Raw genomic sequence first — 26,759 nt, 5'->3', positions numbered from 1 at the left:
TCTCAACGTTACCAGGGAATTATTCCCCGCCGACAAGCCTTACGAAAGCACCAAACCCACGACTTCCTGCTAGCGGGTTTCGTATCTTAGCAGAGCAAACTTCTTTTCCTGCCTCGTTTATGTTGCGCTTCCTCTATAGTACTGGCTTGTTGGCGTTGCTGGTTTTGGCCCAAGCTGGGTCGGCGATGGCCCAATCGGCGCCGGTTTCGGCCGCTGAGCCTGCCCCGGTGGGGCTGAAAGCACCACGGGTTTCGTACAGCCTCAATGCCGGCGCTATGTTTGCAGGGCGCTATGGATCAGCCACTTACCTCAGCCCCACGGCTTCTTATCGCCTCACCGACCGGTTTTACCTGTTTGGAGGCGTCACGTACCTCCACTCCATGCCGGGTACGGCTTTTTTTCCGGCGGAAGGCAGTCGGTTGGCGGGAATGACGATGGGCACGAACCACTATCTGGTGCAAGGGGGCGGCACTTACGCCCTCAGCGATCGGGTAGCCCTCACTGGCAGCGCCTGGAAAGACCTGTCCAATATGCCGGCAGCGCGCGGTTTCAGTCCGTATTCGGGCCTGGGCAACATGGGATCGGGCGTAAATCTGCGGGCCGATTTTCGGGTTACGGAGCACCTTTCCGTGTCGGGCGGCGTGCGGGTTTCGAATGGCTATACGCCTGGTTTGCTTGGCTCACCTTACGCCCCGTTTGGCTACTAGGCTCGCTTTATGCATTTCTGTTTTTTATCAATTTGGCCTGGGCAAAATGCCCGGGCTTTTTGTTGTGCTGGAAGTGAGTGGCGTAGCTTGCACTTGATGCACTTCGGCGCTGCCAAACTACCTATACTGTTTTGCTACCACTGCTACTGAGTTCATAATCTGGCAGTTGTATAGCTTCTCTTTCCTCTTCGCATGGCTAAAACCCACTTCGTTCGCAACGAAAACCTGAAAACCATTCGCCCCGGCTACCCTGGCAACAAGATGATCGGGCGCGAATTCTGCAACGGCGACACGCTCTACGAGCCAAGCTTCGGCACCGTTTTTCGCTGGAAAGTGCTGACCGAAAATCCGCAGAAGGAAGAGAAAAAGCGCGACACGTGGGCACCCACCGTGGTGCCTTGCACCGAGTTCTTCAACTCCACCGACGACATGCTGGTGTGGCTGGGCCACGCAACCTTTTTGCTGCGCGTAGCCGGCGCGACACTGCTTTTCGACCCGGTCCTGTTCGATTCGCCATTTCTGCGCCGGCGGCATCCACTACCCTGCCAGCCCGAAGAATTGCAAAACATTGACTATCTGTTACTTAGCCACGGCCACCGAGATCACCTCGACGAGAAATCCATGCGACTGCTGGCTCGTCAAAATCCGCAGATGCAGGTCCTGACCTCGTTGCAGATGACTCCGCTGCTGCGCGACATGGCCAAGGGCTTGGTGGTGCAGGAAGCCGGTTGGTGGCAACAGTATAATCTGCGGCCTGACTTGCCCTTGGAAATCAGCTATTTACCGGCCTCACATTGGCATCGGCGCGGCCTCAACGACCTGAACCGGGTGTTGTGGGGCAGCTTCATGATCCGGACTGCTGACCACCGCACGATCTATTTTGCCGGCGACAGCTCCTTCGCCGACCATTTTGAAGAAATCGAACAGCAATTTGGCCCCATCGACATCGCCATCGCGCCGATTGGGGCGTACAAGCCGGCCTTCATGATGCAGCTGAGCCACGTCAATCCGCACGAAGCGGCCAAAGCCGTGAACATTATGCGGGCCGGCCACGTCGTGCCCATGCATTACGGCACCTTCGACCTTTCCGACGAGCCCGCTTCCGAGCCCCTGCGCCTCCTGCAAGAAGTAGCCGCTGGCGGCATGCTTCGGGGCGAATTGCACGCGCCGGCCGTGGGCGAAATCATGCGCTGGCCAGACTGGGAGTAAGGGAAATGTCGGGGGCAGAATGCTGAATGTTGAATTGCTGGTTAGCTTTGATGTTACGTTCTGCCTGAGAGTACCCACAGGCGATCGGTGAGGCCCTGTGCAGCCTCGTTTCAGATGTAACACTCCACATTCCCGTTTCCGAATGTCCCCCACCCTTGTACTGAGCCTGATTGCGGGCTATTTCACGGTTCTGGTCATCATTTCCATTCTCACCTCGCGCAAAGCGACCAGTGAGAGCTTTTTCGTGGCCAACCGCAACGCCCCGTGGTACATGGTGGCGTTCGCCATGATCGGGACCTCGCTTTCCGGCGTCACGTTCATTTCGGTGCCGGGCATGGTGTACTCGCAGTCGTGGAGCTACATGGCGGTGGTATTTGGCTATATCGTTGGTTATCTGGTGATTGGCATGGTGCTGATGCCGCTGTATTATCGCTTGCAGCTGGTTTCGATCTATACCTACCTGGAGCAGCGATTTGGGTTCTGGAGCTACAAAACCGGAGCGTTTTATTTTCTGGTTTCGCGGGCCGTGGGCGCGTCTTTTCGCCTGTTTCTGGTGGCGGGGGTGTTGCAGTTTGCCGTGTTCGATCAGATGGGCGTGCCCTTTGCTGTTACGGTAAGTGTCAGTATTCTACTGATTTACCTCTACACCTTCCGCGGCGGACTCAAAACCATCCTCTGGACCGATGCTTTCCAAACGATGGCGATGCTGCTGTGCGTTGGCGTAAGTATCTATTTGATTTCCAGCGAATTGAATCTAGGGTTCAAGGAAATGGTGCAGACCGTAAAGAACAGCGATATGGCGCGCATCTACTTCTCCGACCTGAAGGACGACAAGTTCTTCTGGAAGCAGTTTGCGTCGGGAGCGTTCATTACCATCGTCATGACGGGCCTCGATCAGGATCTGATGCAGAAGAACCTGAGCTGCCGTAATCTCGCCGATGCGCAGAAAAACATGTTCTGGTTCACGATTTCGCTGGTGTTTGTAAACATCTTTTTCCTGTCGCTGGGCGTGTTGCTGTACAAATTTGCCGCGGCCAAGGGCATTCAGCTGCCGCTGAACGACGCCGGTAAAGTAGTGGGCGACAATGTGTTTCCGCTGCTGGCCACCGAGCATTTCACGTTGTTTGCGGGCATCATTTTCATCCTGGGCATCATTGCCGTAACCTACGCCTCCGCCGACTCGGCCCTGACGGCGCTCACGACGTCCTTCTGCGTCGATTTTCTGGACATCAAGCGCTTTCCCGAGCAAAAGCAAACCCGAATGCGCCAGCTTTCGCACTTTGCGTTTTCTATCGTCCTGATTATCATCATCTTGATTTTCAAGGCCATCAACGACCAGAGCGTGATCACGGCAGTATTTAAGGCGGCTGGCTACACGTATGGGCCGTTGTTGGGCCTGTACTCGTTTGGCATTTTCACGCGCCGCAGCCTCACCGACAAGCTGGTACCGTACATCTGCCTGGCGACGCCCATCATCACGTATATCATCAATGCCCACTCAAAGGAGTGGTTTGGCGGGTATGAATTTGGGTTTGAGATCCTGATCCTGAACGGGTTACTCACCTTTATGGGGCTGCTGGCAATTTCACGGCCGCGGGTCGCGGAGTTGAACCCAGCGCGCTAAGCGTTGTTAACGAAGACGGCAGTCGGCGCGGGTACTTGTGCGTACCTTTGCAGTAGGTTGCCTGAGGCACCTCGCTGACCTATGAAACATCTGTTCTTCATTCTTGCGCTCGTAGCTTCGGGCGCCACCGCACAAGCCCAAACGCCGGCCACTCCGCCCGCCAAGCATCCCATCGAACTGAAGGCAGGCCACATGCAGGCCCAGGCCAAACCGGCGGCCAACCGGCCCGACGTCCCCCCGCAATTTCCGGGTGGCGCGCAGGCCCTGAACGACTTTTTTCAGCAGAATGTAAAGTATCCGGAGGCCGCGCGCGTCAAGCAGGTTAACGGCAACGTGGTAACGGCTTTCACCATTCAGCCCGACGGAAAACTTGCGAACCTGACGGTGGTGACGCCGCTCACGCCAGAGTGTGATGCAGAAGCCCTGCGCGTGCTCAAGCTGATGCCTGCGTGGAAGCCTGCCACCCGCAAGGGCGAACCCGTGGCCGTGCAGGTTCGGCTGCCGGTACCGTTCGGCAACTCGACCAACTTGAACGTGGAGAAGGCAAAAACCAAAACCAAGTTTGAATAATTGATAAACTAACCCGCTGTTGAACAGTACCTTACGTTAGCTCAACAACGGTCCCGATTACATAACCAGCGGGCGGAAACGCGTTCCCGCCCCTATCCGACTATATGGCCAGAAGTGGATTGAATACGAGTGGCAACGTCGGCAGCGACGTACCAAAAGTCAAACTAACCAAAGAGAGTTTTCAGCGGAGCCTGCGGATTTTCCGTTACGTGCTGCCGTACCGCGTCAAGTTTATTTTTGGCATGGTGCTGCTAGCCTTGTCGAGCGGTACGTTCATGGCTTTTCCGTGGGTAGCCGGCAAACTCGTGGACGCCGCTAACGGCAAGCGGGTTACTACTCCCGGCGGTCTCACCTTGGATATCAACCGGATAGCTTTGGTGCTGTTTGGCGTTATTCTGATGCAGGGGATTTTCTCCTTCGGACGTATCTACTTTTTTACGCAGGTCAGCGAGTTTACCGTGCGCGACATTCGCAAAGCGCTGTACAACAAGTTCATGACCTTGCCGATCCCGTTTTTTGAAACGCACCGCGTCGGCGAAATCACCTCGCGCATCACCTCCGACGTGGGGCAGATTCAAGACACCTTTTCGCTGACGCTGGCCGAATTTTTCCGCCAGATCGTGACGCTCGTCGTCAGTACCATCTTGATTATGGTGGCCTCGGTGAAGCTGTCGCTGTTTATGCTGGCTACGTTTCCGGTACTGGTACTGCTCGCCTTTGTATTTGGCCGCAGCATTCGCAAGCTGGCCAAAACCACCCAAGACGAGCTGGCCAAAACCAACGTCATTGTGGAAGAAACGCTGCAAGCCATCAACACGGTGAAGGCGTTTACCAACGAGCTGTTTGAAGTCGGCCGCTACAATTCATCGCTGAATAAAGCGGTGAAGGCGGCTTTGCAAAGCAACCTCTACCGCGGGGCTTTTGTGTCGTTCGTGATTATTGGCCTTTTCGGCGGCATTATTCTGGTGCTGTGGCGTGGGGCTTCGCTGGTTTATGCTGGCGAACTCACTCAGGGTCAATTGGTTTCGTTTATCATCTACACCGCCTTTATTGGCGCCTCGGTGGGTGGCTTGGGCGAAATGTACGGCAAGGTGCAAAGCACGCTGGGTGCTTCCGAGCGCATTCTGGAAATCCTGGGCGAGCCGAGCGAACCTACGCACAAGCCACGCCTCGCGGGTATAGCTCCGTTATCCGTTCGCGGCGATATTGACTACCAGAACGTGGCTTTCCGCTATCCGACGCGTCCCGATCTGGCCGTCCTGAAAGATATCAACTTCGAGATTCAGGCCGGCGAAAAGATCGCGTTGGTTGGGCCTAGCGGGGCGGGTAAGTCGACTATCGTGCAGCTACTCATGCAGTTTTACGAGCTGAGCGGCGGTAAAATCCTGATCGACGGCCGCGAAGTGCGCCAGTACGACCTCACCGAATTGCGTCGTCACATCGGCATTGTGCCACAGGAAACCTTGCTTTTCGGCGGCACCATCCGCGAAAACATCGCCTACGGCAAAACCGACGCCACCGACGCCGAAATCACGGCTGCCGCTCGCAAAGCCAATGCTTGGCAGTTTATTTCCTCCTTCCCCGAAGGCTTGGATACGGTAGTGGGCGAGCGCGGCATCAAGCTTTCGGGCGGGCAGCGCCAGCGCGTGGCCATCGCCCGCGCCATCCTAAAAAACCCGGCTATCCTGATTCTCGACGAAGCTACTTCTTCTCTCGATTCGGAGTCGGAAAAGCTGGTGCAAGGCGCCATGGACGAGCTGATGCAGAACCGCACCAGCATTATCATTGCTCACCGCCTCAGTACCATCCGCAAAGTCGATAAGATCTTGGTGATCGAAGGCGGCCGCATCGTGGAGCAAGGCACCCACGACGAACTAAGCCACAACGAAAACGGCCTGTACGCGAACCTGCTGAAGCTGCAGTTTGAGTTGAGTTAAGCGATTAGGTTACAGTTAGAATAAAGGAAAGGCCGAAACAATGTTTCGGCCTTTCCTTTATCTTCCTATGATATATAACCATTCTGTTATGTTGCCCACTCGAATAAAGCGCCTGCGCCCTTTATTGCTACAACCCGGCTTAGGACCTTGGGCAGGAGTACTATTCTTGTTTAGTCTTCCGTTTCTGATTGGAGGACGGTTTACTTACCCTACCCCACCAGTACGACTACCTTCAATTAACACTCAAGTTTGTTGGCAAACGATCGATAAAGCTTTAATCATTTCAGTCGACTCTAAAAACCGTTCTTATATAGAGGTAAACGACGATTCACTGCAATCGCTACTAATTCAGCAGGTGGCTGCTCAGCATCAAGTCTACTTCACTAAGGCTCAGTTAAAAGACCTACACAAAATTCCGTTTTTAAGCCACGATATTCGTTTGTTACCTGCTTGGCTTTCTGCTCCAGAAAGTGATCGCAGCCAATTTCCCGTGGGTATTCCAGCAACATACAGGAATAATCAAGTCTTCGATTATATATCTAATGCAAACCAAGTTAGCCGCGCCGTTTATGGCAAAAGGCTATACTTCTGCATTCGAGCCGATAAAGATTTGTTGTTAAGCCAAGTAATACCCCTTTTTCAATTTTTACAAAAGCAGCACATCAAGTACTTCCTTATTGTTAATAACGGTAAATACTGAAGCGTAGTAGCAAGTCTAATTTTACGTAAACTCCTCATATTCAGCTTCTATTTTTGATTATCCAAGTCCGCCAGGTCACAATGTCAGCCGACGAATACGTGGCTGTCAACTACGAATTATGGCGACGGCAGCCTCGCACGCGTCGGCTTAACTGGCTGCTTTACATTGCGTTGGTATTGCTCACAATCAGCTTAGTGTTAGGCATTTGGCAATATGTGCGCAACTCGGCAGCGGAAATTTCCTGGGGTTTTGTGCCGGTGTGGGCGCTAGCGGTGGCGTTTGCAATATGGCGGCCGTGGCAGGTGAAGCAGTTGTTGCGGCGCGGTTATGCCCAAAACGCCGGCTTACACCAACCAATTGATTATCAATTTGATACAAAATCGATCAAAGGTAGCAGCGTAGCAGGCACTTTTGAAACGCGTTGGAAGGCCTTACACCATGCCGTGTGCGTGGGCGATTGGCTGTTGCTTTATCCGAGTCAAGTTGCTTGTTATTACGTAGATACGCGCCGCGTTATCGGGCCAGCCACACCGGATGATTTGTTGGAGCTGGTACATGAGCAAGGGCTGGCGGTGCATTAAAAAGTGGCTGGTTGGGCGATTTGCGTATTTTTACCCATCCAATTTTCCTTTTACCCCACTCTTTTTATGACAACTTCCCTCGTGAAGACTTCCCGCACCTTAGGCGCAACGCTCGTATTGGGCAGCCTGCTGCTATCTGGCCGCGCTGAAGCTCAGATCACTACGCCCCAGCCTAGCCCGTTGAGCACTGTTACCCAGCGTGTGGGCCTCACAGATATTACCATCACGTATTCGCGGCCGAGTGCGAAGGGCCGTACCGTGTTTGGCACGGTGGTGCCCTTTGGCAAACGCTGGCGCACGGGCGCTAACGCCACTACCAAAATCAAATTTTCCGACGATGTAACCATCGAAGGCAAAAAAGTGCCGGCTGGCGAATACGGCCTCTACACCATTCCGAACAAGCCCGAATGGATGGTGGTGCTCAACAAGAGCACGAAGCAAGGCGCTGACGTTGACGGCTTTAAAGACGACCAAGACGTAGCCCGTTTCCCAGCTAAGCCCTATAAACTGGGCAACAAAGTAGAAACGTTCACCGTCAACTTCGCCGACCTCACCCCTGCCACCACCAATGTGGACATGCAGTGGGAACTGACCGGCGCCAAGTTCAAGGTCACGACCGAAGTCGATGCGAAAGTGCAGGCGCAGATCGAAGAAAAAGTAGTGAAGAACGCCAACGCCACGGCCAATGACTACGCTGCTGCTGCCGTATATTACTACGACAACAACAAAGATCTGAAGCAAGCCCTAACTTGGATTCAGAAGGCCAACGCCACCGATCCGAAGTTCTGGAACCTGCACACGCAGGCCAAAATCCAGATGAAGCTGAAGGACTTTAAAGGCGCTGTGGCCTCAGCCGAGCAATCGCGCAAACTGGCGCTGGAAGCCAAAAATGCCGAATACGTGAAGATGAACGAAGATCTGATCGCCGGTAACAAAGCACCAGCTGCGAAGTAATCCTGGCTTCTGGATAGCAAAAAAGCCCGCTTAGATTACTAAGCGGGCTTTTTTATGCCTTCGTGAGGCATCACCATCTGCACTACAGCCGCGATCAGCATCACCAGCGCACAACTGATGATGTTGTACCAGAGGTAAGCGATATCGGTGGTAAAGAAGAGCAAAAACGTGAGCGATTGGGTAAGAATGGCCGCTAAAAACACGGCTTTGCTGCCAATTCGCTTCATAAAAAAAGCAACCACAAAAATCCCAAGGATGGTACCATAAAACAGCGAACCGAGGATATTGACCGCCTGAATTAGGTTTTCGAGGCGGGCGGCGAACAGCGCGAATCCGATGCCGAGCGTGCCCCATGTGACCGTAGCCCAGCGCGAGGCACTCACGCAAGCCGCTTCCGACAAATCGGGCCGCGACGGACGGTACAAGTCGACGATGGTGGTGGAGGCCAGCGAGTTGAGCCCCGCGGCGGCACTGCTCATGGCTGCACTCAAGACCACAGCGATGAGCAACCCCACCAGCCCGCGCGGCATGTAGTGCAGCACAAACGTCAGGAAAACGTAGTCGGTGTCTTTGGCCTCGGCCGTAGGAATTGCCTTTTTGATAAGGGCCTGGGTGTCGGTGCGCAGGCCACCGTAGGCGGCGGTAGCCGCTTGCAGTTGCGTTTGAGCGACCGTTACTTGGGCGGCATTGTCGGAGCGCAAGGCCGTAAGCAGGTTGGCAGTAGCCGCACGCTTGGCGTTGAACAGGACGGTTTGCGTTTTCTCCAACGTACGCAAAGCCGGCGCAAACTCGGCAGAGCGTACCAAGTGCTCGCGGACAGGGCGGTTGAAGGTAATGGGAGGCTGATTGAACTGGTAAAACACGAACAAGAGCACGCCCACCAACAGAATCCCAAACTGCATGGGCACTTTTACCAACCCGTTGAACAACAGGCCCAACCGACTTTCAGCGGCGCTTTCGCCGGAGAGGTAGCGCTGCACTTGGCTTTGGTCGGTGCCGAAATACGACAGCGCCAGAAAGAGGCCGCCCGTCATGCCGGTCCAGAAGTTGTAGCGGTCTTTCGGATCGAAGCGGAAATCAACCAGATTCAGTTTTCCTTGATTACCAGCCACTTGCATAGCATCGCCAAACCCGACGCCGGGCGGCAGATAATGCACCAGCAAGTAGCCGGCTACCACCATGCCGGTAAAAATCACGGCTACCTGGCCTTGCTGCGTAACGGCCACGGCGCGGGTGCCTCCTGCCACGGTGTAGCTAATCATCAGGCCGCCAATGAGCCAGACAGTCAGGCTGACGTTCCAGCCCAGAATGGCCGATAATACCAGCGCCGGGGCATACAGCGACAGGCCATTGCTGAGCCCGCGCTGCACCAGAAACAGCAATGCCGCCAGCGTACGCGTGCGCCGGTCGAAGCGCGTTTCGAGGTATTCGTAGGCCGTAAAAACGCGTAACCGGTGATAAATCGGTACGGCTACGGCCGCAATCAGCACCATGGCCAGCGGCAAGCCGAAGTAAAACTGAATGAAGCGCATCCCGTCGTCGTAGGCTTGGCCTGGCGTACTAAGAAAGGTGATGGCGCTGGCCTGCGTCGCGACGATGCTCAGGCCGATGCTGCCCCATTTGGCTTCGCGATTGCCCAGTAAGTAAGAATCCAGAGAATGGCCGGCGCGGTGGGTTCGCCAGGTGCCATATCCGACAATAAACAACAGCGTGCTGCCTAGTACCAGCCAGTCGAGAGCACTCACGCGAACCAGCGAGTTAAGACGGTGAATAGGATTATCTCTGCTGCCAAGGCCCCCAGCACCAACGCATACCAGCCGCGCCACGAGCTAAACAACGGCGGCTTCTCTGGTCCTGCATGCTCTTTGGTGGGCAACTTGTGCTTCATACCTGAAAAGTAGAGCTAATTCTCCTTTCCGCTATCCGAAGAGCCGCGCAAACCCGAAGTTGCGGAGCGCAGCCGACGTAGCTGAAACGGTGGTCGGGGCGTAATGAACGGCAAGCGGCTGAAAAGCAGCATAATGATGCCTACTATAAACCACGCAAACAGCACATCACTCAGAAAATGCAGTTCCAGCACCATTCGCCCGGCTCCTATGAGCAACGGCAGCACCAACAAGGGCCAGCGATATTTCGGGTAGAACCACGCCACAGGTAAAAACATGCTGAGGTATATAGCTGCGTGGCTTGAAGGAAATGAGAAATCGAGCGTAGCAGTCTGCCAAAAGCCCGCGCTCTGCCAGAAGCCGGTACCGGTCATGCCGTGCAGCAGAAATACATTGGGGCGCGGGCGCCGGAAATAGATTTTCAGCAAGTTGACGGCTACTTCGCTGTTCACCCGCGTCAGCAAAACCAGCAAAAACACCCCGGCATTGGGCGAATGCAGCCAAAATCGCCCCAACAGAAATACCAAGAACAGAATGACATACCCCGCGGGCAGGTTTCCGAGGTTGCCAAAATAAAACAGCGCCTCAAACACCGTATCAACGCCCGTGGTGAGCGTTGAAAAGAACGGTCGCAGTCCCTCGTGCTGATGCAGCCAGACTGCCAGCGGCCTGTCCAGCACCAGCAGTGCGACCAAGCCCAGCACACCGGTAGCTGCAATAAAGTACAGCAATTCGCGCCGCGGCGCTGGCTGAGGGTCCGCTGCCATTTACTTGCCCAGTGAAATCATGTTGGTCAGGAGGCGGTAGGCACCGGGCACGCCAGCCGGCAATTCGCGGAAGAATGCCAAGCCTGTGTACATGTAATGACCTTTGCCATAATCAGTTACCAAAATGGCGCTATCCTTGGGCTTTTCGCCGGGGTCGTTGCTGCTGATGACGGTTTGGTAGTGCGCGTCCCAGGAGTTGGGGTAATACAGGCCCTGCTCCTGCACCCAGCCCTGAAAGTCGCGGCTGGTGATTTTGTTGGGCGTATTCAGCAAAGGGTTTTTGGGTTGTAGGAACCGTACCTCAGCATTTTCAACCGTAACACGATCGTAAGAGAGCTTGAGCGGATACGGCCCGATTTCGGGCAGCACCACCCGCGAGTTGACGGTGTACTGTACGATGAGATTACCGCCCTGCTGCACGTATTCCAGCAACACGGGCTGCAGAAAGCGCAACCGATCCAGGGTATTGTAGGCCCGAATACCCAGGAGCACGGCGTCGAAGCGACGCAGGTTGTCGGCGGTGAGGTCCGACTCTTTGAGCAGCGTTACGTTATAGCCGATCTGGCGCAGGGCATCGGGCACCTCGTCGCCGGCGCCCATGAGATAACCTATTTCCTGGCCTTTGCGCTTGAGATCCAGCTTCACGAGCGGCGCCACAGCCTCGGGGAAAAGCGTTTGCGTTGGAATGTGATTATACTGAATCGCCTGATAACCACGCGAGTACGCCTGGCCTTCGACGGTAGCCACGGCGCGCAGCTCGGTTTTGCCTTCGGCTGCGCCCGCGCCGGGCTGCACCCGAAACTGCACGGTTTGCTCCGCATCTTTGGAGGCCAGGTCGAAGCTAAAGCTGGCCGGCTCGGCTTTCCAGCCTGTAGGCAGCGTAAGCGCCAGCGTGCCTTTCACCCCAGCCTTGCCGGCGCGCAACGTCACGGGCACAGTCTTGGGTTGGTTGTCGGCAAAGACGTAGGCCCGGCCGCCGATATTCACGGCTATAGGCGGAACGACGGTAAGCGGGCGGTATTTTTCGCCTTCTACGGGGTCGGTGTTTTTGTATTGGACGGGAACGGTATACTCAACTACTTGACCATCAATCCCGAAGATTAGCTTTACTTCCGATGCCGGATCATTTTCTGGTTTGCCCCGTCCCAATTGATCTTCTACGCTATACATCCCCACAGTACCTTGGGTACGTAGCCAGTAAGGTTGGGAAGCCAGTACAGCAGCACTAGGTAACACTAGCTGCTTACGAAGCAAAAGCTGTCGGCCGCTGGTTAGCCTCATGTCTTTTACAGCTGAATCCTTTCCCGCGTATGCGATGCGCAGCAACTCAACAGCAGGGTTTTCTTTAGAAGCTTGAAAGCGAGGCGTTATCTCGATTGAAATGGGCACCTTATCGCCAGCTACTACTGTAGAAGAATTGGCCGTTGCCTCCAGGTAAAGCCCCAGTGAAGCACGAAGCAGCGTCTTGACTTGCTCTTTTTTCTGCTGTATCCAAAACTCATCCTCGGATAGGCTTTTCGGCGTCAGGCTATCGAGAGCTTTTTGCACCTTCAACAACCCCGTTACGCTCGCCGCCGGATTGGCGGGGTCGTACTTCTTGATTACCTCATCGATGAGCTTGCCCACGGCCGCGCCGCCTTTTACGCGGTTCCAACTCATATCTACGCCTTCGAACGGGTCTTTCGCGGCCTTTTCTCCTTTTAGCGGTTGGAAATATTCCAGTGCTTCACCACGCGTGGCGGCGGCCCCGAAGCCTTGGCTTTTGTGCTGCGAGCGGCTGCGGGCCGCGATTTCGCCGTAGCTCTGGCCGAGCAGGGCATTGTAGGCCCCGGCATCGAGGCTAAGGTAGCCGCTCATGTCATCGCCGGGCTTAACAAAGAAGCTGCCCGTGTTCCAGAGCAGGCGCTTGGGCTGCCAAGCTTGCACGTATTTTAGTTGCTCCGGGAAACGCTTGGGGTCGCCGGCCGCGTCGAAAGCCTCAATAGCCAGCATGGCCGACGCCGTGTGGTGGCCGTGGCCAGCACGGCTGTCGGGCGGAAAACGGGTGATGAGCACATCGGGACGCCGTTGCCGAATCACCCACACCATATCGGAAAGCACCTGTTCTTTGTCCCAGATGGTAAAGGTTTCTTCGGCCGTTTTGGAGAAACCGAAGTCGTTGGCGCGGGTAAAAAACTGACGCCCACCGTCGATGCGGCGCGCGGCCAGCAACTCCTGCGTCCGGATGACGCCGAGCTGCTCGCGCAGCTCTGGGCCAATGAGATTCTGGCCACCGTCGCCGCGGGTGCAGCTCAAGTAACCGGTTTCAAGCAGCTTCCCATTGGCCATGTAGGCGATAAGGCGCGTGTTTTCGTCGTCGGGATGCGCTGCTACATAAAGCACTGACCCTAAGACATTTAACTTACGGAGCCCCAGCGCAATATCGGCAGCCGAGTAGGATTTGGGCGTTTGAGCAAGGACGTTGATTGGCAACAGCAAGGCCAGCAGCGCAGCCCGAAAGAAGTTTAGGCGCATCAGAAGGTGTATTGAGGCGAAGAAGGTAAAGGTAGAAACAGAATGCGCTATGCCGCAGCCTTATCATCAGAGATGGCGCCCAAACGGTTCGTTGGATGAGTTTTAAGCCAATCAGCATCACGTCTTAGCTCAAAACCAGCCATTGAGCCTGATATCAGTTGGCCCCTTGAGACTAAATTTTTCAGTTGCATAGTCGGTGCGCCTAGAGTTGAGTGTTGTCTAACACCTTACCATTGGTTGGTATAAGTTATTCACTGACAAGTGCTTATCTCAAGCATAACTTACGGTGGAGTTGTACAATAATCTGCTTTGTCGCAAAGGAGAGATAATAGCCCCGCATAATTATCTTTATACCTTATATTAACTATCTGTATTTAAATCAAATACATTAAAACACGCTTTTTAGTCTATGCCTTTTTGCAATATTAAGGAACTGCTATCTTCACTATCCGCACAAAAAATTATATAAATCACCATATCCTTTATTATCTTCGTATAATCAATAAATTTCTAGATTATGACATATTTATACCATCTTACCAAAGTACTTTTTGGATTAGGAGCACTCTTATTAGCAAGCACTTCCTACGTCCGGGCTCAACAGTGCCCTATTCAGGCGGATGGTAGTGCAACTCCTTGTGAATATGGGGCCGAGAATGGAAACTGGGTTACCAGCGGCGGTAGCACTTGGTACATGACGTGGGATAATACCTATTTGTATGTGGCAGTTGCAGGTCCCAACGCCACTGACCCTATCTCCATATACTTTGATACCGACCCTGACGGCAATACCGGGGTACCTGCTACTTCGGGCTTAGCCATTTATCTGCCCTTCAAGGCGGATGCGGAAGTATCAATCGGCACCACTCCCGAAATGCGACTTGCTGTGAGCAATGGAGGCACGCAAACTTGGGGTCCCGTCACCGGTACCAGCGCACCAGGCGGCACCATAACCATGGCAACGATCAATAACACGCGTGAAGTACGCATTCCGTGGGCGCGTTTCTATGGCACTACTCCAACTCCCGTGTTACCGGCAGCGTTCGGCTGGCAAGGCTATGTGACTACTGGCGGCGTGCGTACCAACTCCGTACCAGCAGCCAACGTTGCCGGGCCCAACTACACGTACTACTATAGCGTCAACAATACGGACCCTGTAAGCCCGCAAGTCGTTAGGCCTTTTCAGCAAATGAGTTATACGTCTCCATTGGGTGATGCTACAAATACCCTTGCGTTGGGGACGTATTATGATGTTGTTCTGACCGGTGCAGCTAAAAACTTAGCCGGCAACATTACCGTTCGACATGCTTTTTCCGTCTCGAACTTGACCCTGTCAACCACTGATGTACCCGCCAACGTCAACAAGTATTCCATAAACTTAGACCCCACTGCTACTTTCAGTGAGCTGGGCACAGGCTACGTTCTGGGTACCGTTCAGATGCAGAACCGGCCAATTACCAGCCAAGGTGCCTTTGGTTTTGGAGGAGCAGGCACCACGACAGATCGGGGCATGGGATTACAACTACAGATAACTTCAATTGCCGTCCCAGGCAACACAACGGTCAGGCGGCTTACCGGGATAAGAGCCAGCGGAAACGGCCACCAAGGCATTGCCCGTGTGTTCGAGATTCGCCCTACCAATCTTGAAAACGTTAGCGCTAGCCTTACCTTCTTCTATCGGGATAGCGAGAACAGCGCGCCCGAAGGGCAGTTAGCATTATTCAAAGCGCCAGCACTGGACGGGCCGTGGACCTTGATTGGACGTGACTCCAGAGATTCCAACGCTGGCGCCAACCTCGTCAACTTCGATAATGTCAGCCTCAACGGTTTCTGGACGCTTTCCGATCAGCGCAATCCCCTGCCCGTCGAGCTGGCGCAGTTTACGGGCCAAGCCAGCGCGGCCGGCGTTCAGCTGCAATGGACTACGGCTTCCGAGAAGCAGAACGAAGGCTTTGACGTTGAGCGTCAGACGGCTTCGGGCAGCTGGCTGACCTTAGGTTTTGTAAAAGGACAAGGCAATAGCACCAAAACCACTGCCTACTCTTACCTCGATCGCACGGCTCCGCAGGGCGCTTCGCTTTACTACCGCCTGCATCAGAAAAACACCGACGGTACCAGTGCCTACTCCCCCATAGTAGCGGTGCAGCCGGATGCTTTTGCCAGCAGCAATGCCCTGAGCATGAGCCCAATACCTGCTGTCAATACCTTGAATATCAATTATTTATCCAACAGCGTTAGTACGGTCGATGTGTATAACCTGCTAGGCCAGCGGGTGTTGCACCAAGCCGTTTCGGGTAGCACTACCGAACTATCGGTAGCTGGGTTGCCAGCAGGTATTTATGTAGTTCAGGCCGCAGGCGCTGGCTCGCGCCTGCAAAAAGCCCGCTTCGTAAAACAATAGGCTTTTCATTCGCCTCGTGCGAAACCTGCCTTTCCAAACGCATCTGCCCCCGCTCGGGAGCAGATGCGTTTTGCTTAAAGCGGCTTACTGAGCTGCACCAATTAACTGACGTAGCGCTCGCGTGGGCCGTGTCCATCCGGCTCCCGTCGTACCTTTGCCCTTATGTCCTCTCTCCTTCTCTCCGACCTTTATCTCTATCCCGTCAAATCGCTCGGCGGCATTCGCGTGACCGAAGCCACTGTCGAAGCCCGTGGCCTGCGCCACGACCGGCGCTGGCTGATCGTGGACGAGCGCAACCAGTTCATGACCCAGCGGCAGACCGCCGAAATGGCTCTCTTGCACGTCTCACCGGCTTACAACGGCTTTCTGCTTACTCACCGCACCCGGCCTGAGCTGCTCCCGCTGTACGTGCCTTTTGAGGCCACACCCGAGCGCACCCTGTTCGTAACCATCTGGGACGATATGGTATTTGCGTGGCGCGGCACCCCAGCCGCCGACGAGTGGCTGAGCGAAGCACTCGGCCGGCCCTGCAAGCTGGTGTACATGTCGGATATGGTGCGGCGCGACGTAGAACCCGAGTTCAATCCGGAAGGGCAACTGGTGAGCTTTGCCGATGGGTATCCGTTTTTGCTGATCGGGCAGGCATCGCTCGACGAACTCAATAGCCGGCTGTCCGAAACCGTACCGATGAATCGTTTCCGACCTAATCTTGTGTTTACGGGAGGCACGGCTTTCGAAGAAGACGATTGGGATCGCTTTACGATTGAGGGCTTGCCATTTCGGGCGGTTCGGGGTTGCGGGCGGTGCGTCGTAACGACCATTAATCAGCAAACGGCCACCAAAACTCCCGAGCCGTTGCGTACGCTGGCTACCTATCGTACAACGGGCAACAAAGTGATATTTGGCCAAAATGTAACCGGGCCCGGCTATGGAACGCTGCGTGTTGGTACCTCCGTACAGATTGACAGCTTCAAATAACTATACTATTCCAAGAGCAAATAGCCCTCTGTTGCATCAGAACAGCATATAGTCCTATTCGACAAGAAAAATTTTATAATATTTTTGAATATATAAATAATCTCATGTAGATTTGATCATTCTTAGTTAATAGTCAAACTCTAACCGCCTTTTCTCACAAAACTACTATTTCCACCAGCCGAGTTTCAGGATCTGAAAGCAGCGGCTAGAAATCAGTTTTGGTGAAAATCAGCCCACCGCCCCTATGCACACGCGCAAGTGTTTCCGCTTGGTTCTTCTGCTCTTGGTTTGCCTGTTAATTCCGGGCTTGGGAAAAGCCAGTGAAGCCACCACGCACCAAGCGCTGCACCAAGCATGGGATGAACTGCTGACCAAACACGTTTCGCGCGACGGAAAGGTTGATTATCAGGGTTTTATTGACGACGAAGGCCAGCTGCAAGCCTACCTGCATACGCTGGCCCAAAATGCACCCGACGAAACCACGTGGCCCGCTGCTGAGGTAAAAGCCTACTGGATAAACATTTACAACGCCGCTACCATCAACCTGATCGTGCAGTATTACGAGGTGGACCGGATGAATGAGATCCGCATCAAGACCTTGAAAGGCTACCGCTCACCCTGGGATACCAAGGAAGTGCGAGTGGGCAAAAAATGGTATTCGCTGAACGAGATTGAGCGGCAGATTCTAGGCCAGCATTTCCGCGATCCGCGCGTTCATTTTGCGCTGGTGTGCGCGGCGGCGGCCAGCCCCACCCTCCTGAACGAAGCTTACACTGCCACTGGCCTGGAAAAGCAATTGGACGATCAGGTGCGCTATTTCCTCGCCGATCACTCTCGCAACCAACTAGCCCACGAGCGTATTCAGGTGTCGAGCCTGTTTAACTGGTATGCCGCCGAGTTTGGCGAAGGCGAATCCCTGATTGCCTTTCTCAACCGCTACGCGCCCATCCGCATCGAGCCCACGGCCCAAGTAGATTTTTTACCCTTCGATTGGTCGCTCAACGCGCAACAGCCCGCGATGCTGACGCAGGCCATGCGCTAGGCAGTTTCCACAACGACGCAACCTCTCTGGCGCCGCTTCAGTTAGCACTGAAGCGGCGCTTTTGTTTGGCGCAGTGCCCTTGGTGTTTCGACTTTCCTTTCTTCAACTCGTCGGTGTATGACGCTTGCCTTTTTGCTTGATTTTTTGCGCGAATTAGCCGCTAATAATCACAAGTCCTGGATGGACGCTAACCGGGCCGAGTACCACCGCGCCCGTGCCGTATTTCGGGAGCTGGTCGAGGGCGTGTTGCAGGGCGTGCAGGATTTTGAGCCCGAGTTACGCAGCCTCACGGCCAACGACACGATGTACCGCATCAACAAAAACGACCGCTTTCAGCAGAGCGATGAGCCCTATAAACGGCACATGGGGGCGGGCATGACGCGCGGCGGACGGCACGCGCCGTGGGCCGGCTACTTCCTGGCCATCGAGCCCGGCGACTCCTGGATCGGGGTGGGCAAATGGCACCCCGAATCGGCAGGGCTGGCGCGTATTCGCCAGGAAATTCACTACAACTCCGATGCGTTTCATCAAATGCGTCAGGATGCCGATTTGCTGCGGCACTTCCCGGCCGGCCTGGAGGGCGAGCGCTTGCAGCGGCCACCAAAAGGCTACGACAAAAACGACCCCGACCTCGAATGGCTGAAGCTCAAGGATTTTACGGTGTTCAAAAGCTTCTCCGACGCCGACGTGCTGCGCCCCGATTTTGTTAAAACCGTGGTGGCTGACCTGCGCGCGGGCCAACCGCTGGTGCAGTTCTTAAACCAAGCCTTGGCCGAAGAGTAACCACACGTTTGGTTTGAGCCGCTTACATAGAAAAGGCCTGTTTCACAAGTAATTGATAGTCAATTACTTGTGAAACAGGCCTTTCGCGCTTCATCATGAGGCAGCAGCCTAGAACAGGCCAAACAACGTTCCGTTGATGCGCTCGATTATAAAGCCCAAGTCTTCGGGGTTGTGCAGATAATCAAGGTTGTTGACGTCGATTACCAACAGCTTCCCGGATTTGTAGTTGCTGATCCAGTGGTCGTAGTGCTCGTTGAGGTTCTTGAGGTATTCGATTTTGATGTTGTTCTCGTAGTCGCGGTTGCGCTTCTCAATCTGCTGAATGAGCTTGGGCAAGTCGGCTTTGAGGTAAAGCAGCAAATCCGGCGGCTCCACCATGCTGATCATGGAGTTGAACAGGCCCAGATAATTTTCAAAATCGCGCGGCGTCATCAGGCCCGACTGGTGCAGGTTGGCGGCGAAGATGTGCGCGTCTTCATAGATCGTGCGATCCTGAATTACGCCTTTGCGCTGCTGCTGAATCTGCTTGATGTGCTGGGTTTGGCGGAAGCGGCTGTTGAGAAAGTACACCTGCAAGTGAAACGCCCAGCGGGGCATGTCGTCGTAGAAATCCTTCAGGTAAGGATTGTCGTCAACGTCTTCCAGAAACACTTCCCAGTTGAAATGATGCGCCAATTTGTTGGCCAGCGTGGTTTTGCCGGCCCCGATGTTGCCGACGATAGCGATGTGCATGAGCAGGTAGCAGATTGCGAAGCAGAAAAGAGCCTGCAAAAGTAGCAGAAACCCCGTGAACCCCGCCCCTTTTAAAATCCTACCTATTTGCTACATTGCCTTTTCGCCGCAAGCCATTGGCACCTACTCGAGGCTGGCATACTTTTTAGCGAGGCGGCTCTGCGCCGCCTGCGCACGAAAGAGTTACCGCCTGTATTTTAGTTGGGTTGTCGTTGGCTTGTGAGCGTCGTTTCGCCCTGAGTACCGCGCCGCTTTGCCACTACCTATTGCCCTACTGATTAAGCTAAGCTTTGGCTTCTCCTTTTAAGCTATCCCTTGTATGGCAACTCTTTCCAGTGTGTACACGGCCTTCCCGGACGTCTACGACGAGCACGGCCAGCTGATTGCGGTGCTGCGCTATTACCCCGCCGATTACCTGCTGCACGTGCTCTGGAAGGGCAACCTGACCGGCAACGAAGTAATACGCGTGGCCGAAACAGCCATTCCGCTGCAACAGCAGTTTCCTTTTCAGTTGGTGCTCGACGACAAAACCGAGGCCACCGGCGATTGGTCCGATGCGTTTCCTTTCATCGAATTTGAGTGGCTTCCGCAGGCCATGCAACAGGGGCTCAGGGCGTTTGCTTACGTGTTCTCGCCCGAGTACCACGATCAGCTGACCAGCTTTGATTTTCTGGAAAGCCTTACCAGTCACAACTTGGCTGTAGAAACCTTCTACAACATAGATACCGCCTGGGAGTGGTTGCAGAAGCATCATGTTCACGCATAACTACTTGATAATCAAGTAGTTATGCGTGAACATGATGCTATTTACTTTCGTTGATCAGGTCTTTGGCGGCCCGGGCTTTTTCCAGCGTCCGAAATTCTGCCTGCAACGAGCGCACCCGCAGGCGGTCTTCCACGGTGAGTTGGTCGCGGACTTTATCGTAGCGGGCGTTCAGACGCTCCAATACCACGCTGGCGGCGCTCCAATCGGCCTGCGACCACTGTCTGCGCTGGTCGCGGGTGGTTTCGAGCAGGCGCAAATACAGATCTGGCAGCTCAGTGGCACGGGCGCTGGCAATGTTCACGTCTTCGTTGAGCAAGCGCTTCTGCGTATCCTGAGCCGTTTCGGGCTGGCGGGCTTGCGAGTCAAGGCGTTGCTGCTCGGCAGCCCACTCCTGATACCGCGATTTTTGGGCGCTGTATTCGCGCTTGCCCTGCGCCGACAGACTGTCGGTGGCCCGGTCGAGGCGCTGGCTCTGGCGATCAAAATCCGACATCAGCTTAGGCCAGTTACGACGCGCGCCCGCTTGTGCCTTGTCTACTTTATCGTTCACCCAATCGCTGAATGAGCGCAAATCCCGCTCTACCGAAACGGCAGTGGAGGAAGTGGAGCTAGTGGTTTTGGTGGTCGTTTGCTGAGCCGAGGCAGCGCTGGGCGCACCGACCGTGGCAACTGTGAGCAGGAACAACGGCAACACAAGACGTTTCATAGAGAAAGGGAATTTGGTTCGGGTAGAAACGGCCCACGGGGGCCGAAAGTATTTTCAACTCGGCAATTTCCGTCCCAAAACGTGGCCACAATGCTACAGGGTTCGTTTATTCTCTAAAAAATCGCGTTTTTGCAGCGTATGTCACCTTCCGATACCGCCTCCATTACCGTCCAGCCCGCCACTGTGGCCGACATTCCCACGATTATTCGGTTGGCCGAGGCCACTTGGGAGCCTACTTATCGCTTCATTATCTCGAAGGAGCAGATCGACTATATGTACCGGGTGATCTATACGCCGGCCTCGCTACAGCGCCAGATGACCGACGAAGGGCATACATTTTTGCTGCTCTACGCCGATGGGCAGCCTACGGGCTATGCCTCTTTTTCTCCCCAACCGGCCGCCGAATCGCTTTTTAAGCTGCACAAGATCTATGTATTGCCTTCGCATCAAGGCCAAGGCTTGGGGCAATATTTAGTACAAGCCGTGGAGAATGCCGTGCAACAAGCCGGAGGACATACATTGGAGTTGAACGTAAATCGCTATAATCCCGCCATCGCTTTCTACGAACGCCAGGGTTTCCACCGTCACCGCGAGGTCGATGTCCCGATTGGCCCTTATTGGATGAACGATTATGTAATGCGTAAGAATCTTTAGGGCAGAACCCGCGCGCGGCTTTGCTGCCACTTTTCTTGCCATAGTCATAAGTTCGGCCCAACCCTCCTGTAGCATACTGCAGGAGCGTTGGGCCGAATTTTTACACCCAACTCAGAGCAATATCTAAGAAAAATTCAAAGTTCTTAAGAAAACCAAAGCTTGTTCATAAAAATAGGGGGCACAATATAATTAAATCCGTTACAGGCAAAATTAAAATTTAGCTAAGTACTTTTAATTTATTTATTTAATACAATTAACGGCTTTATATTTTGATATTATCAACGATTTCACAGTATTATTTGCAATTTTATAATGGCAAAGTATTTTTTCTGTGAGTCTTGCTTTTATAGCTATTCTAGAGCTTCATTGTAGCTTCGATTTTCACTCATCCTTTATCTTTTCACTTAAACACTAGTTCACATGAGAAAATTACTACTCATGGTACTTCTGTTTTCGCTCGCCCTGTTGCAGCAGGCAGTAGCCCAAAACCGAAGTATTTCAGGTAAAGTAACGGATCAGACTTCCGGAAGTGGTCTGCCAGGAGCCACCGTCATTCTGAAAGGCACCAACCAGGGTGTATCGACCAATGCCGACGGCACCTTCACGCTCAGCGTGCCCGAAGCCGGGGGCACCATCGTAATTAGTTCGGTAGGCTATCTGGCTGCCGAACGTACGCTTGGCACTGATAACACGATTAATGTACGGTTGGCCGAGGACACCAAGCAGCTCAACGAAGTAGTAGTAGTGGGCTATGGTACGCAGGCCCGCCGCGATCTGACGGGTTCGGTGGCTTCCATCAGCGGTAAGGAAATTGCCACTGCCCCAGTGCAGAGCTTCGACCAAGCCCTACAGGGTCGGGCAACGGGCGTTAACATCACGACTCCTAACGGGGTATTGAACAACCCGCCGGTTATTCGCATCCGGGGTGTGAACTCGATTAACCTGAGCTCCGCTCCTCTGATAGTTATTGACGGTATCCCGGCTTTCAGCGGCAACAGCTCCGCAGTAGGCAGCGTACCCAACAACCCCCTTAGTAACCTGAACCCCAACGACATCGAAAGCATGGAAGTGCTGAAGGATGCCTCGGCCAGCGCCATTTATGGCTCGCGTGCTGCCGGTGGCGTTATTCTGGTAACTACCAAAAAAGGCAAGAAAGGCCAAAGCCACATTTCCCTCGATTCGTGGGCTGGCTGGTCCAAGCCCGTACGCTTGTATGATATGCTCAATGCCGAGCAATACATCAGCATCAAGAACGAAGCCGTTCGCAACCTGAACGCCAACCGTGCAGCACTCGGCCAGGCCGCAACCAACGTGGAAGGCTTCAAGCCAACGCTGGATGGCAACGGCAACCCCGTTAATACGCGCTGGTACGATTACATCTATCGCACCGGTTTCTCGAACGCCAACACCGTCAACTTCTCGGGCGGCACCGAGAAAACTTCCTTTTACGCTTCAGTTGGCTACACTACTCAGAAGGGTATGTTGGAGAAAAACGAGTTTAAGCGCACCTCTGCCCGCGTAAACGTAGACCACAAAGTCTACAACAACTTCACCGTTGGCGCACGCATTGGCTACTCCAACACCCAAAACTCCTCGCCCAACTCGGGCTCGGTGGCCGATGGCGCCTTCGGAACAGCTGGCTTGGGCCGTCTGCCTTTGGTTTTGCCTCCTAACGTACCCGCTTTCAACCCCGACGGCAGCTACAACACCAGCGGCGCGGGCATTGGCCCAGGTGCCAACACCAACCCCTCGTCGGCGACTGGCGCACCCCTGCTCCCTGGCTACTACAACCCCGTTGTGGATCTGGAGAACAACTACTTCAAGTCGGATGGCAACGAGATCCAGGGCAGCGTGTATGCCAACTGGGAAATCATCAAAGGCCTGAATGCCCGCACGAGCTACGGTATCAACAACATTTCGTTTGAAGACCGTGCCTTCTACACTTCTATTGCTGGCGATGGCTATTCATCTGGTGGTCAAGCACTTAACTACTACCGCACCAACAAGCGTTGGAACTGGCAGAACACGTTGCAATACGACCGTACCATTGCCGACAAGCACAACATCTCGTTGTTGCTGGGTAACGAGCAGCAGCGCACCGTTGTCGATCGGTGGGGCGCCAACCGCACGTCGGTGGCCGACATTTTCTTTAATACGTTCCAGGGCAACTTCACCAACATCGCGGTTGCCGGTAACTTCCAGGGCGAGAACTACTTGCTTTCGTACTTCGGCCGTTTGAACTACGACTTCGGCAAGAAATACCTTGCTTCGGTCAACGTTCGTCGCGATGGCTATTCGGCCTGGGCCAAGAAATGGGGTAACTTCTACGGCGCTTCGGTGGGCTACATCGTTTCGGAAGAAAACTTCTGGAAAAACGCGCCCTTCGCAACCGCCATCAACTTCCTGAAATTCACGGGCAGCTACGGTGAAGTAGGCAACAGCCAAGGCATCGACGACTTTGCTTCGCTGCAAACTTATTCTTCCAGCTTGTACGGCGGCGCTGCTTCGCTGTATTTCAGCGGCGCCGGCAACAAAGCCCTGACTTGGGAAACCAGTAAGAAAACCGACGTTGGTATGGCATTCGGCCTGCTCGAAGATCGGATTCAGGGTGACTTCTCGTACTACCGCAACCTCGTCGATGGCCTGATCCTGAGTGTACCGCAAGCGCCTTCGAAAGGCATTCCTGGCGGCGGCGCTCCCGGCGACTTCACCAACGCCAACGTCATTTTGGGCAACGTTGGATCGATGCGTAATACGGGCATCGAACTGAACCTGCGCTTTAACGCCATTCAGAAAACGAACTTCACCTGGACGATGAATGGCAACTTCACCACGCTGAAAAACCGGGTGTTGGCATTGGCTACCCCAGGTCAGCGCATTGGCACGGCTACGTCGGGCCTGGAGACGGTAAACTTCACCGAAGTTGGCCACTCAGTAGGCGAAATCTTGGCGATCCCTTCATTGGGTGTGAACCCTGCCAACGGTCGCCGCATGCTGCAAAAAGCGGACGGCACCGTAGTGCAGTACGACCACTTGGGTACCGGCTGGACGACCTTGGACGGCAAAGCTGCTACGGCTCCGAACCAGCTCACGGACGGTGTGTACTACGGCCCAACCTTGCCGAAGTGGTACGGTGGTTTCGACAACACGTTCCGTTATCACAGCTTCGACTTGGGTGTTTTCATCCAGTTTTCGGGTGGCAACTACATCTACAACGGCACCAAGTCGGGCCTGCACGACCAGCGTTTCTGGAACAACGAAGTTGATATCCTCAACCGTTGGACCACGGAAGGTCAAAAAGCAGATTGGCCCCGCGTGGTGTACGGCGACAACGTTTCGAACGGCTCGGCCCTCGTGATGTCGTCGAACGTTGAAAAAGGCGACTTCGCTCGTCTGCGTCAGGTGTCGCTGGGGTATTCGCTCAACCCAACTGTACTGGGCAAGCTTGGCGTAGCCAGCGCCCGGATTTATGGTCAGGTGCAGAACGCTGCGCTGCTGACGAAGTACTCGGGCATCGACCCGGAAATCTCTACCAACGGCTCCAATAATACCGGTGCAGGCGTCGACCGCAACTCGGTTGGACAGGCCAGAACGTACACGGTAGGTTTAAACATTGGTTTCTAAAAACAGCATTCTGATGAATATTGTAAAGCAAAAAGTGAAGGTGGCGGTATGCACCACGCTGTTGGCGCTGGGCACCTTCTCCTGCCAGAAAGACTTACTAGATCCGGTTCCTAAAACCCTTTTTTCCGACCAAGTTGTATTCGACACCCCAGCTCGTATCGAGTTGCAAGTCAATGGCTTATATAGCTTTGTCAAAGTCGGCAACTTCCTAGGCGGCCGATACCAGATCTACGGCGACATCCGGGCCGATGACTTCATTAACCGTACGTCCAACGCCGTTACGGGGCTAAGTGTCTGGAACCATACGATTACAGAAACGTCTCAGAATGACGTGATTAACCTTTGGACGGCCGCTTACGGCGCCATCAACCAGATCAACGTGTTCTTGGCGGGGCTGGATGCCAACGCAGCTAAGTACGTTGCGCCTACCTTCAAAGCAGATTTCGCCACCACCACGGCAGTTAACTACAAGGCCGAAGCCCGGTTGCTGCGCGCCCTGAGCTACTACTCGCTGCTGCAGTTTTATGCTCGTCCTTACGCCGATGGAAATGGCAGCAAGCCTGGTTTGCCCCTACGCTTGCAGGCCGAAACCAATGCTACTGGCAACGAGTTGGCCCGGAGTACGGTAGCCGAGGTGTATACCCAAATCTTGGCCGATTTGGACTATGCCGAAACAAACCTGCCTCTGACGAACGGCAGCGCCCCGCTGAACGTGACGCGGGCACACCGCAACACGGCCATCGCACTGAAAACGCGAGTTTATTTGTCGATGGGTCGCTATGCCGACGTAATCAAGGAAGCCAACAAAATCGTACCGACGGCTGCTCCTTTCGCGGCGGCTACTGGTGTACCGAATGCGTTGAACGCTTCTATTGCAACCGTCTTTGCAGCGCCTCAGGAGACAACGGAAAGCATCCTTTCTTTCCCCTTCACAGCTCAGAACGCCCCCGGTACGCAGAACCAGTTGGCTTATTATTTCGCACCGGCCCCCATCGGCAACGGCGAGTATAGCCTGAACCCCAACGGTATTCTGGCCAACGCTGGATTTGCGGCTACCGACGTGCGCCGCACCAGCCTCGTAACTAAGTCGGGTACGGAGTTCTTCCTGAACAAATACCCCACAGGCACGCCCTATACGGACAAAGCCCCCGTGATTCGGTATGCGGAAGTACTATTGAACCTTGCCGAAGCCCGCTTCCGCACGGCCGGTGCCGCCGACCCGCAGGCACTTGCTCTGCTCAATGCCGTGCGGGGCCGCTCCAATCCAGCCGGCATCTACCCTGCTTTTGCTGCTACGGATGCCGCTGTTAATGCCATTCTGCTGGAAAGACGCATCGAGTTCCTAGGCGAAGGCATTCGCAACAACGACTTGATGCGCCTTAATGCTACCATTCCGGGCAAAGGTTCGGTAGGTGCTATTGCGCCAACCAATACGTTGTATGTGTGGCCAATCCCGGCTACCGAAATTGCTACGAATTCGCTGGTAGTGCGCAATTGATCTAAGCAGCCCCAACCAAGTAAAAAAGGCTACCCTGACCGAAGGGTAGCCTTTTTTTGTGGGACTATCATTTTTGTGAGCTAAGGACCACTCTCAAAGACCACCATGATATTGGGGTTACCTTTC

General features: G+C 54.3%; 21 protein-coding genes. 16 read left to right on the top strand and 5 right to left on the bottom strand.

Translation table 11 applies throughout. From position 1 onward, the window contains the following. Positions 1–119 precede the first annotated feature (119 nt). From H9I52_RS02190 to H9I52_RS02155, 8 genes are all read left to right on the top strand, one after another. Positions 120–707 (top strand): hypothetical protein, encoded by a 588-nt coding sequence (locus tag H9I52_RS02190; protein ID WP_187452464.1) that lies wholly within the window; start codon positions 120–122, stop codon positions 705–707. Positions 708–899: 192 nt separating this feature from the next. After that, the gene (locus H9I52_RS02185; protein WP_187452463.1) at positions 900–1,916 is read left to right on the top strand and encodes an MBL fold metallo-hydrolase; all 1,017 of its coding nucleotides are present in this window, start codon (positions 900–902) and stop codon (positions 1,914–1,916) included. A 142-nt stretch (positions 1,917–2,058) separates the two neighbouring features. Next, positions 2,059–3,540 carry a sodium:solute symporter gene (locus tag H9I52_RS02180; protein ID WP_187452462.1) on the top strand — a complete coding sequence of 494 codons (1,482 nt, stop codon included), beginning with the start codon at positions 2,059–2,061 and terminating at the stop codon, positions 3,538–3,540. An 81-nt stretch (positions 3,541–3,621) separates the two neighbouring features. After that, a complete protein-coding gene (locus H9I52_RS02175; protein ID WP_187452461.1) occupies positions 3,622–4,110 on the top strand; it encodes an energy transducer TonB in 489 nt (162 codons plus the stop codon). Between the two features lie 104 nt (positions 4,111–4,214). Beyond that, positions 4,215–6,047 carry an ABC transporter ATP-binding protein gene (locus tag H9I52_RS02170; RefSeq protein ID WP_187452460.1) on the top strand — a complete coding sequence of 611 codons (1,833 nt, stop codon included), beginning with the start codon at positions 4,215–4,217 and terminating at the stop codon, positions 6,045–6,047. 88 nt (positions 6,048–6,135) lie between these two features. Then, positions 6,136–6,747, top strand: coding sequence for a hypothetical protein (locus H9I52_RS02165; protein WP_187452459.1), 612 nt, complete (start codon positions 6,136–6,138; stop codon positions 6,745–6,747). Positions 6,748–6,827: 80 nt separating this feature from the next. After that, entirely contained in the window at positions 6,828–7,328 is a 501-nt protein-coding gene (locus tag H9I52_RS02160; RefSeq protein WP_139514255.1) for a hypothetical protein, read from the top strand. Positions 7,329–7,394: 66 nt separating this feature from the next. Next, positions 7,395–8,282, top strand: a complete 888-nt coding sequence (locus H9I52_RS02155; protein WP_187452457.1) for a DUF2911 domain-containing protein — start codon at positions 7,395–7,397, stop codon at positions 8,280–8,282. A gap of 38 nt (positions 8,283–8,320) precedes the next feature. Here H9I52_RS02155 and H9I52_RS02150 read toward each other — a convergent pair whose 3' ends face one another. From H9I52_RS02150 to H9I52_RS02140, 3 genes are all read right to left on the bottom strand, one after another. Beyond that, the gene (locus tag H9I52_RS02150; RefSeq protein WP_187452456.1) at positions 8,321–10,027 is read right to left on the bottom strand and encodes a sodium:solute symporter; all 1,707 of its coding nucleotides are present in this window, start codon (positions 10,025–10,027) and stop codon (positions 8,321–8,323) included. Between the two features lie 158 nt (positions 10,028–10,185). Next, positions 10,186–10,935, bottom strand: a complete 750-nt coding sequence (locus H9I52_RS02145) for a phosphatase PAP2 family protein (RefSeq protein ID WP_187452455.1) — start codon at positions 10,933–10,935, stop codon at positions 10,186–10,188. Further along, entirely contained in the window at positions 10,936–13,449 is a 2,514-nt protein-coding gene (locus H9I52_RS02140) for a PIG-L family deacetylase (protein WP_187452454.1), read from the bottom strand. Between the two features lie 694 nt (positions 13,450–14,143). Here H9I52_RS02140 and H9I52_RS02135 point away from each other — a divergent pair. The 4 genes from H9I52_RS02135 to H9I52_RS02120 all read left to right on the top strand — a co-directional run bounded on the left by H9I52_RS02135 (position 14,144) and on the right by H9I52_RS02120 (position 18,653). After that, on the top strand, positions 14,144–15,850 hold the full coding sequence (locus tag H9I52_RS02135; protein ID WP_187452453.1) for a T9SS type A sorting domain-containing protein: 1,707 nt from the start codon (positions 14,144–14,146) through the stop codon (positions 15,848–15,850). A 162-nt stretch (positions 15,851–16,012) separates the two neighbouring features. Beyond that, on the top strand, positions 16,013–16,828 hold the full coding sequence (locus H9I52_RS02130) for an MOSC domain-containing protein (protein WP_187452452.1): 816 nt from the start codon (positions 16,013–16,015) through the stop codon (positions 16,826–16,828). Positions 16,829–17,072: 244 nt separating this feature from the next. Continuing rightward, the gene (locus H9I52_RS02125; protein WP_187452451.1) at positions 17,073–17,870 is read left to right on the top strand and encodes a DUF547 domain-containing protein; all 798 of its coding nucleotides are present in this window, start codon (positions 17,073–17,075) and stop codon (positions 17,868–17,870) included. Positions 17,871–17,987: 117 nt separating this feature from the next. Then, the gene (locus H9I52_RS02120; protein ID WP_187452450.1) at positions 17,988–18,653 is read left to right on the top strand and encodes a DUF2461 domain-containing protein; all 666 of its coding nucleotides are present in this window, start codon (positions 17,988–17,990) and stop codon (positions 18,651–18,653) included. Between the two features lie 108 nt (positions 18,654–18,761). On the opposite strand, the gene H9I52_RS02115 is transcribed toward H9I52_RS02120, so the two are convergent. Beyond that, positions 18,762–19,385: a deoxynucleoside kinase gene (locus H9I52_RS02115; protein ID WP_139514264.1), complete on the bottom strand. Its 624-nt coding sequence runs from the start codon at positions 19,383–19,385 to the stop codon at positions 18,762–18,764. A 319-nt stretch (positions 19,386–19,704) separates the two neighbouring features. On the opposite strand from H9I52_RS02115, the gene H9I52_RS02110 reads away from it, so the two are divergent. Next, positions 19,705–20,151, top strand: coding sequence for a hypothetical protein (locus H9I52_RS02110; RefSeq protein ID WP_187452449.1), 447 nt, complete (start codon positions 19,705–19,707; stop codon positions 20,149–20,151). 37 nt (positions 20,152–20,188) lie between these two features. On the opposite strand, the gene H9I52_RS02105 is transcribed toward H9I52_RS02110, so the two are convergent. Then, positions 20,189–20,857: a DUF6565 domain-containing protein gene (locus H9I52_RS02105; protein WP_187452448.1), complete on the bottom strand. Its 669-nt coding sequence runs from the start codon at positions 20,855–20,857 to the stop codon at positions 20,189–20,191. Between the two features lie 138 nt (positions 20,858–20,995). On the opposite strand from H9I52_RS02105, the gene H9I52_RS02100 reads away from it, so the two are divergent. The 3 genes from H9I52_RS02100 (at position 20,996) to H9I52_RS02090 (ending at position 26,633) form a co-directional block, all read left to right on the top strand. Next, positions 20,996–21,511: a GNAT family N-acetyltransferase gene (locus H9I52_RS02100; protein ID WP_187452447.1), complete on the top strand. Its 516-nt coding sequence runs from the start codon at positions 20,996–20,998 to the stop codon at positions 21,509–21,511. A 420-nt stretch (positions 21,512–21,931) separates the two neighbouring features. Then, positions 21,932–25,135 (top strand): SusC/RagA family TonB-linked outer membrane protein, encoded by a 3,204-nt coding sequence (locus H9I52_RS02095; protein WP_139514268.1) that lies wholly within the window; start codon positions 21,932–21,934, stop codon positions 25,133–25,135. Between the two features lie 13 nt (positions 25,136–25,148). Then, positions 25,149–26,633, top strand: a complete 1,485-nt coding sequence (locus tag H9I52_RS02090; protein ID WP_139514269.1) for a RagB/SusD family nutrient uptake outer membrane protein — start codon at positions 25,149–25,151, stop codon at positions 26,631–26,633. Positions 26,634–26,759 lie beyond the last annotated feature (126 nt).

Source organism: Hymenobacter sp. BT491 (genome assembly GCF_014349165.1).
GTDB classification, from domain to species: domain Bacteria; phylum Bacteroidota; class Bacteroidia; order Cytophagales; family Hymenobacteraceae; genus Hymenobacter; species Hymenobacter jejuensis.
This window is presented reverse-complemented; position numbering and strand designations above follow the sequence as displayed.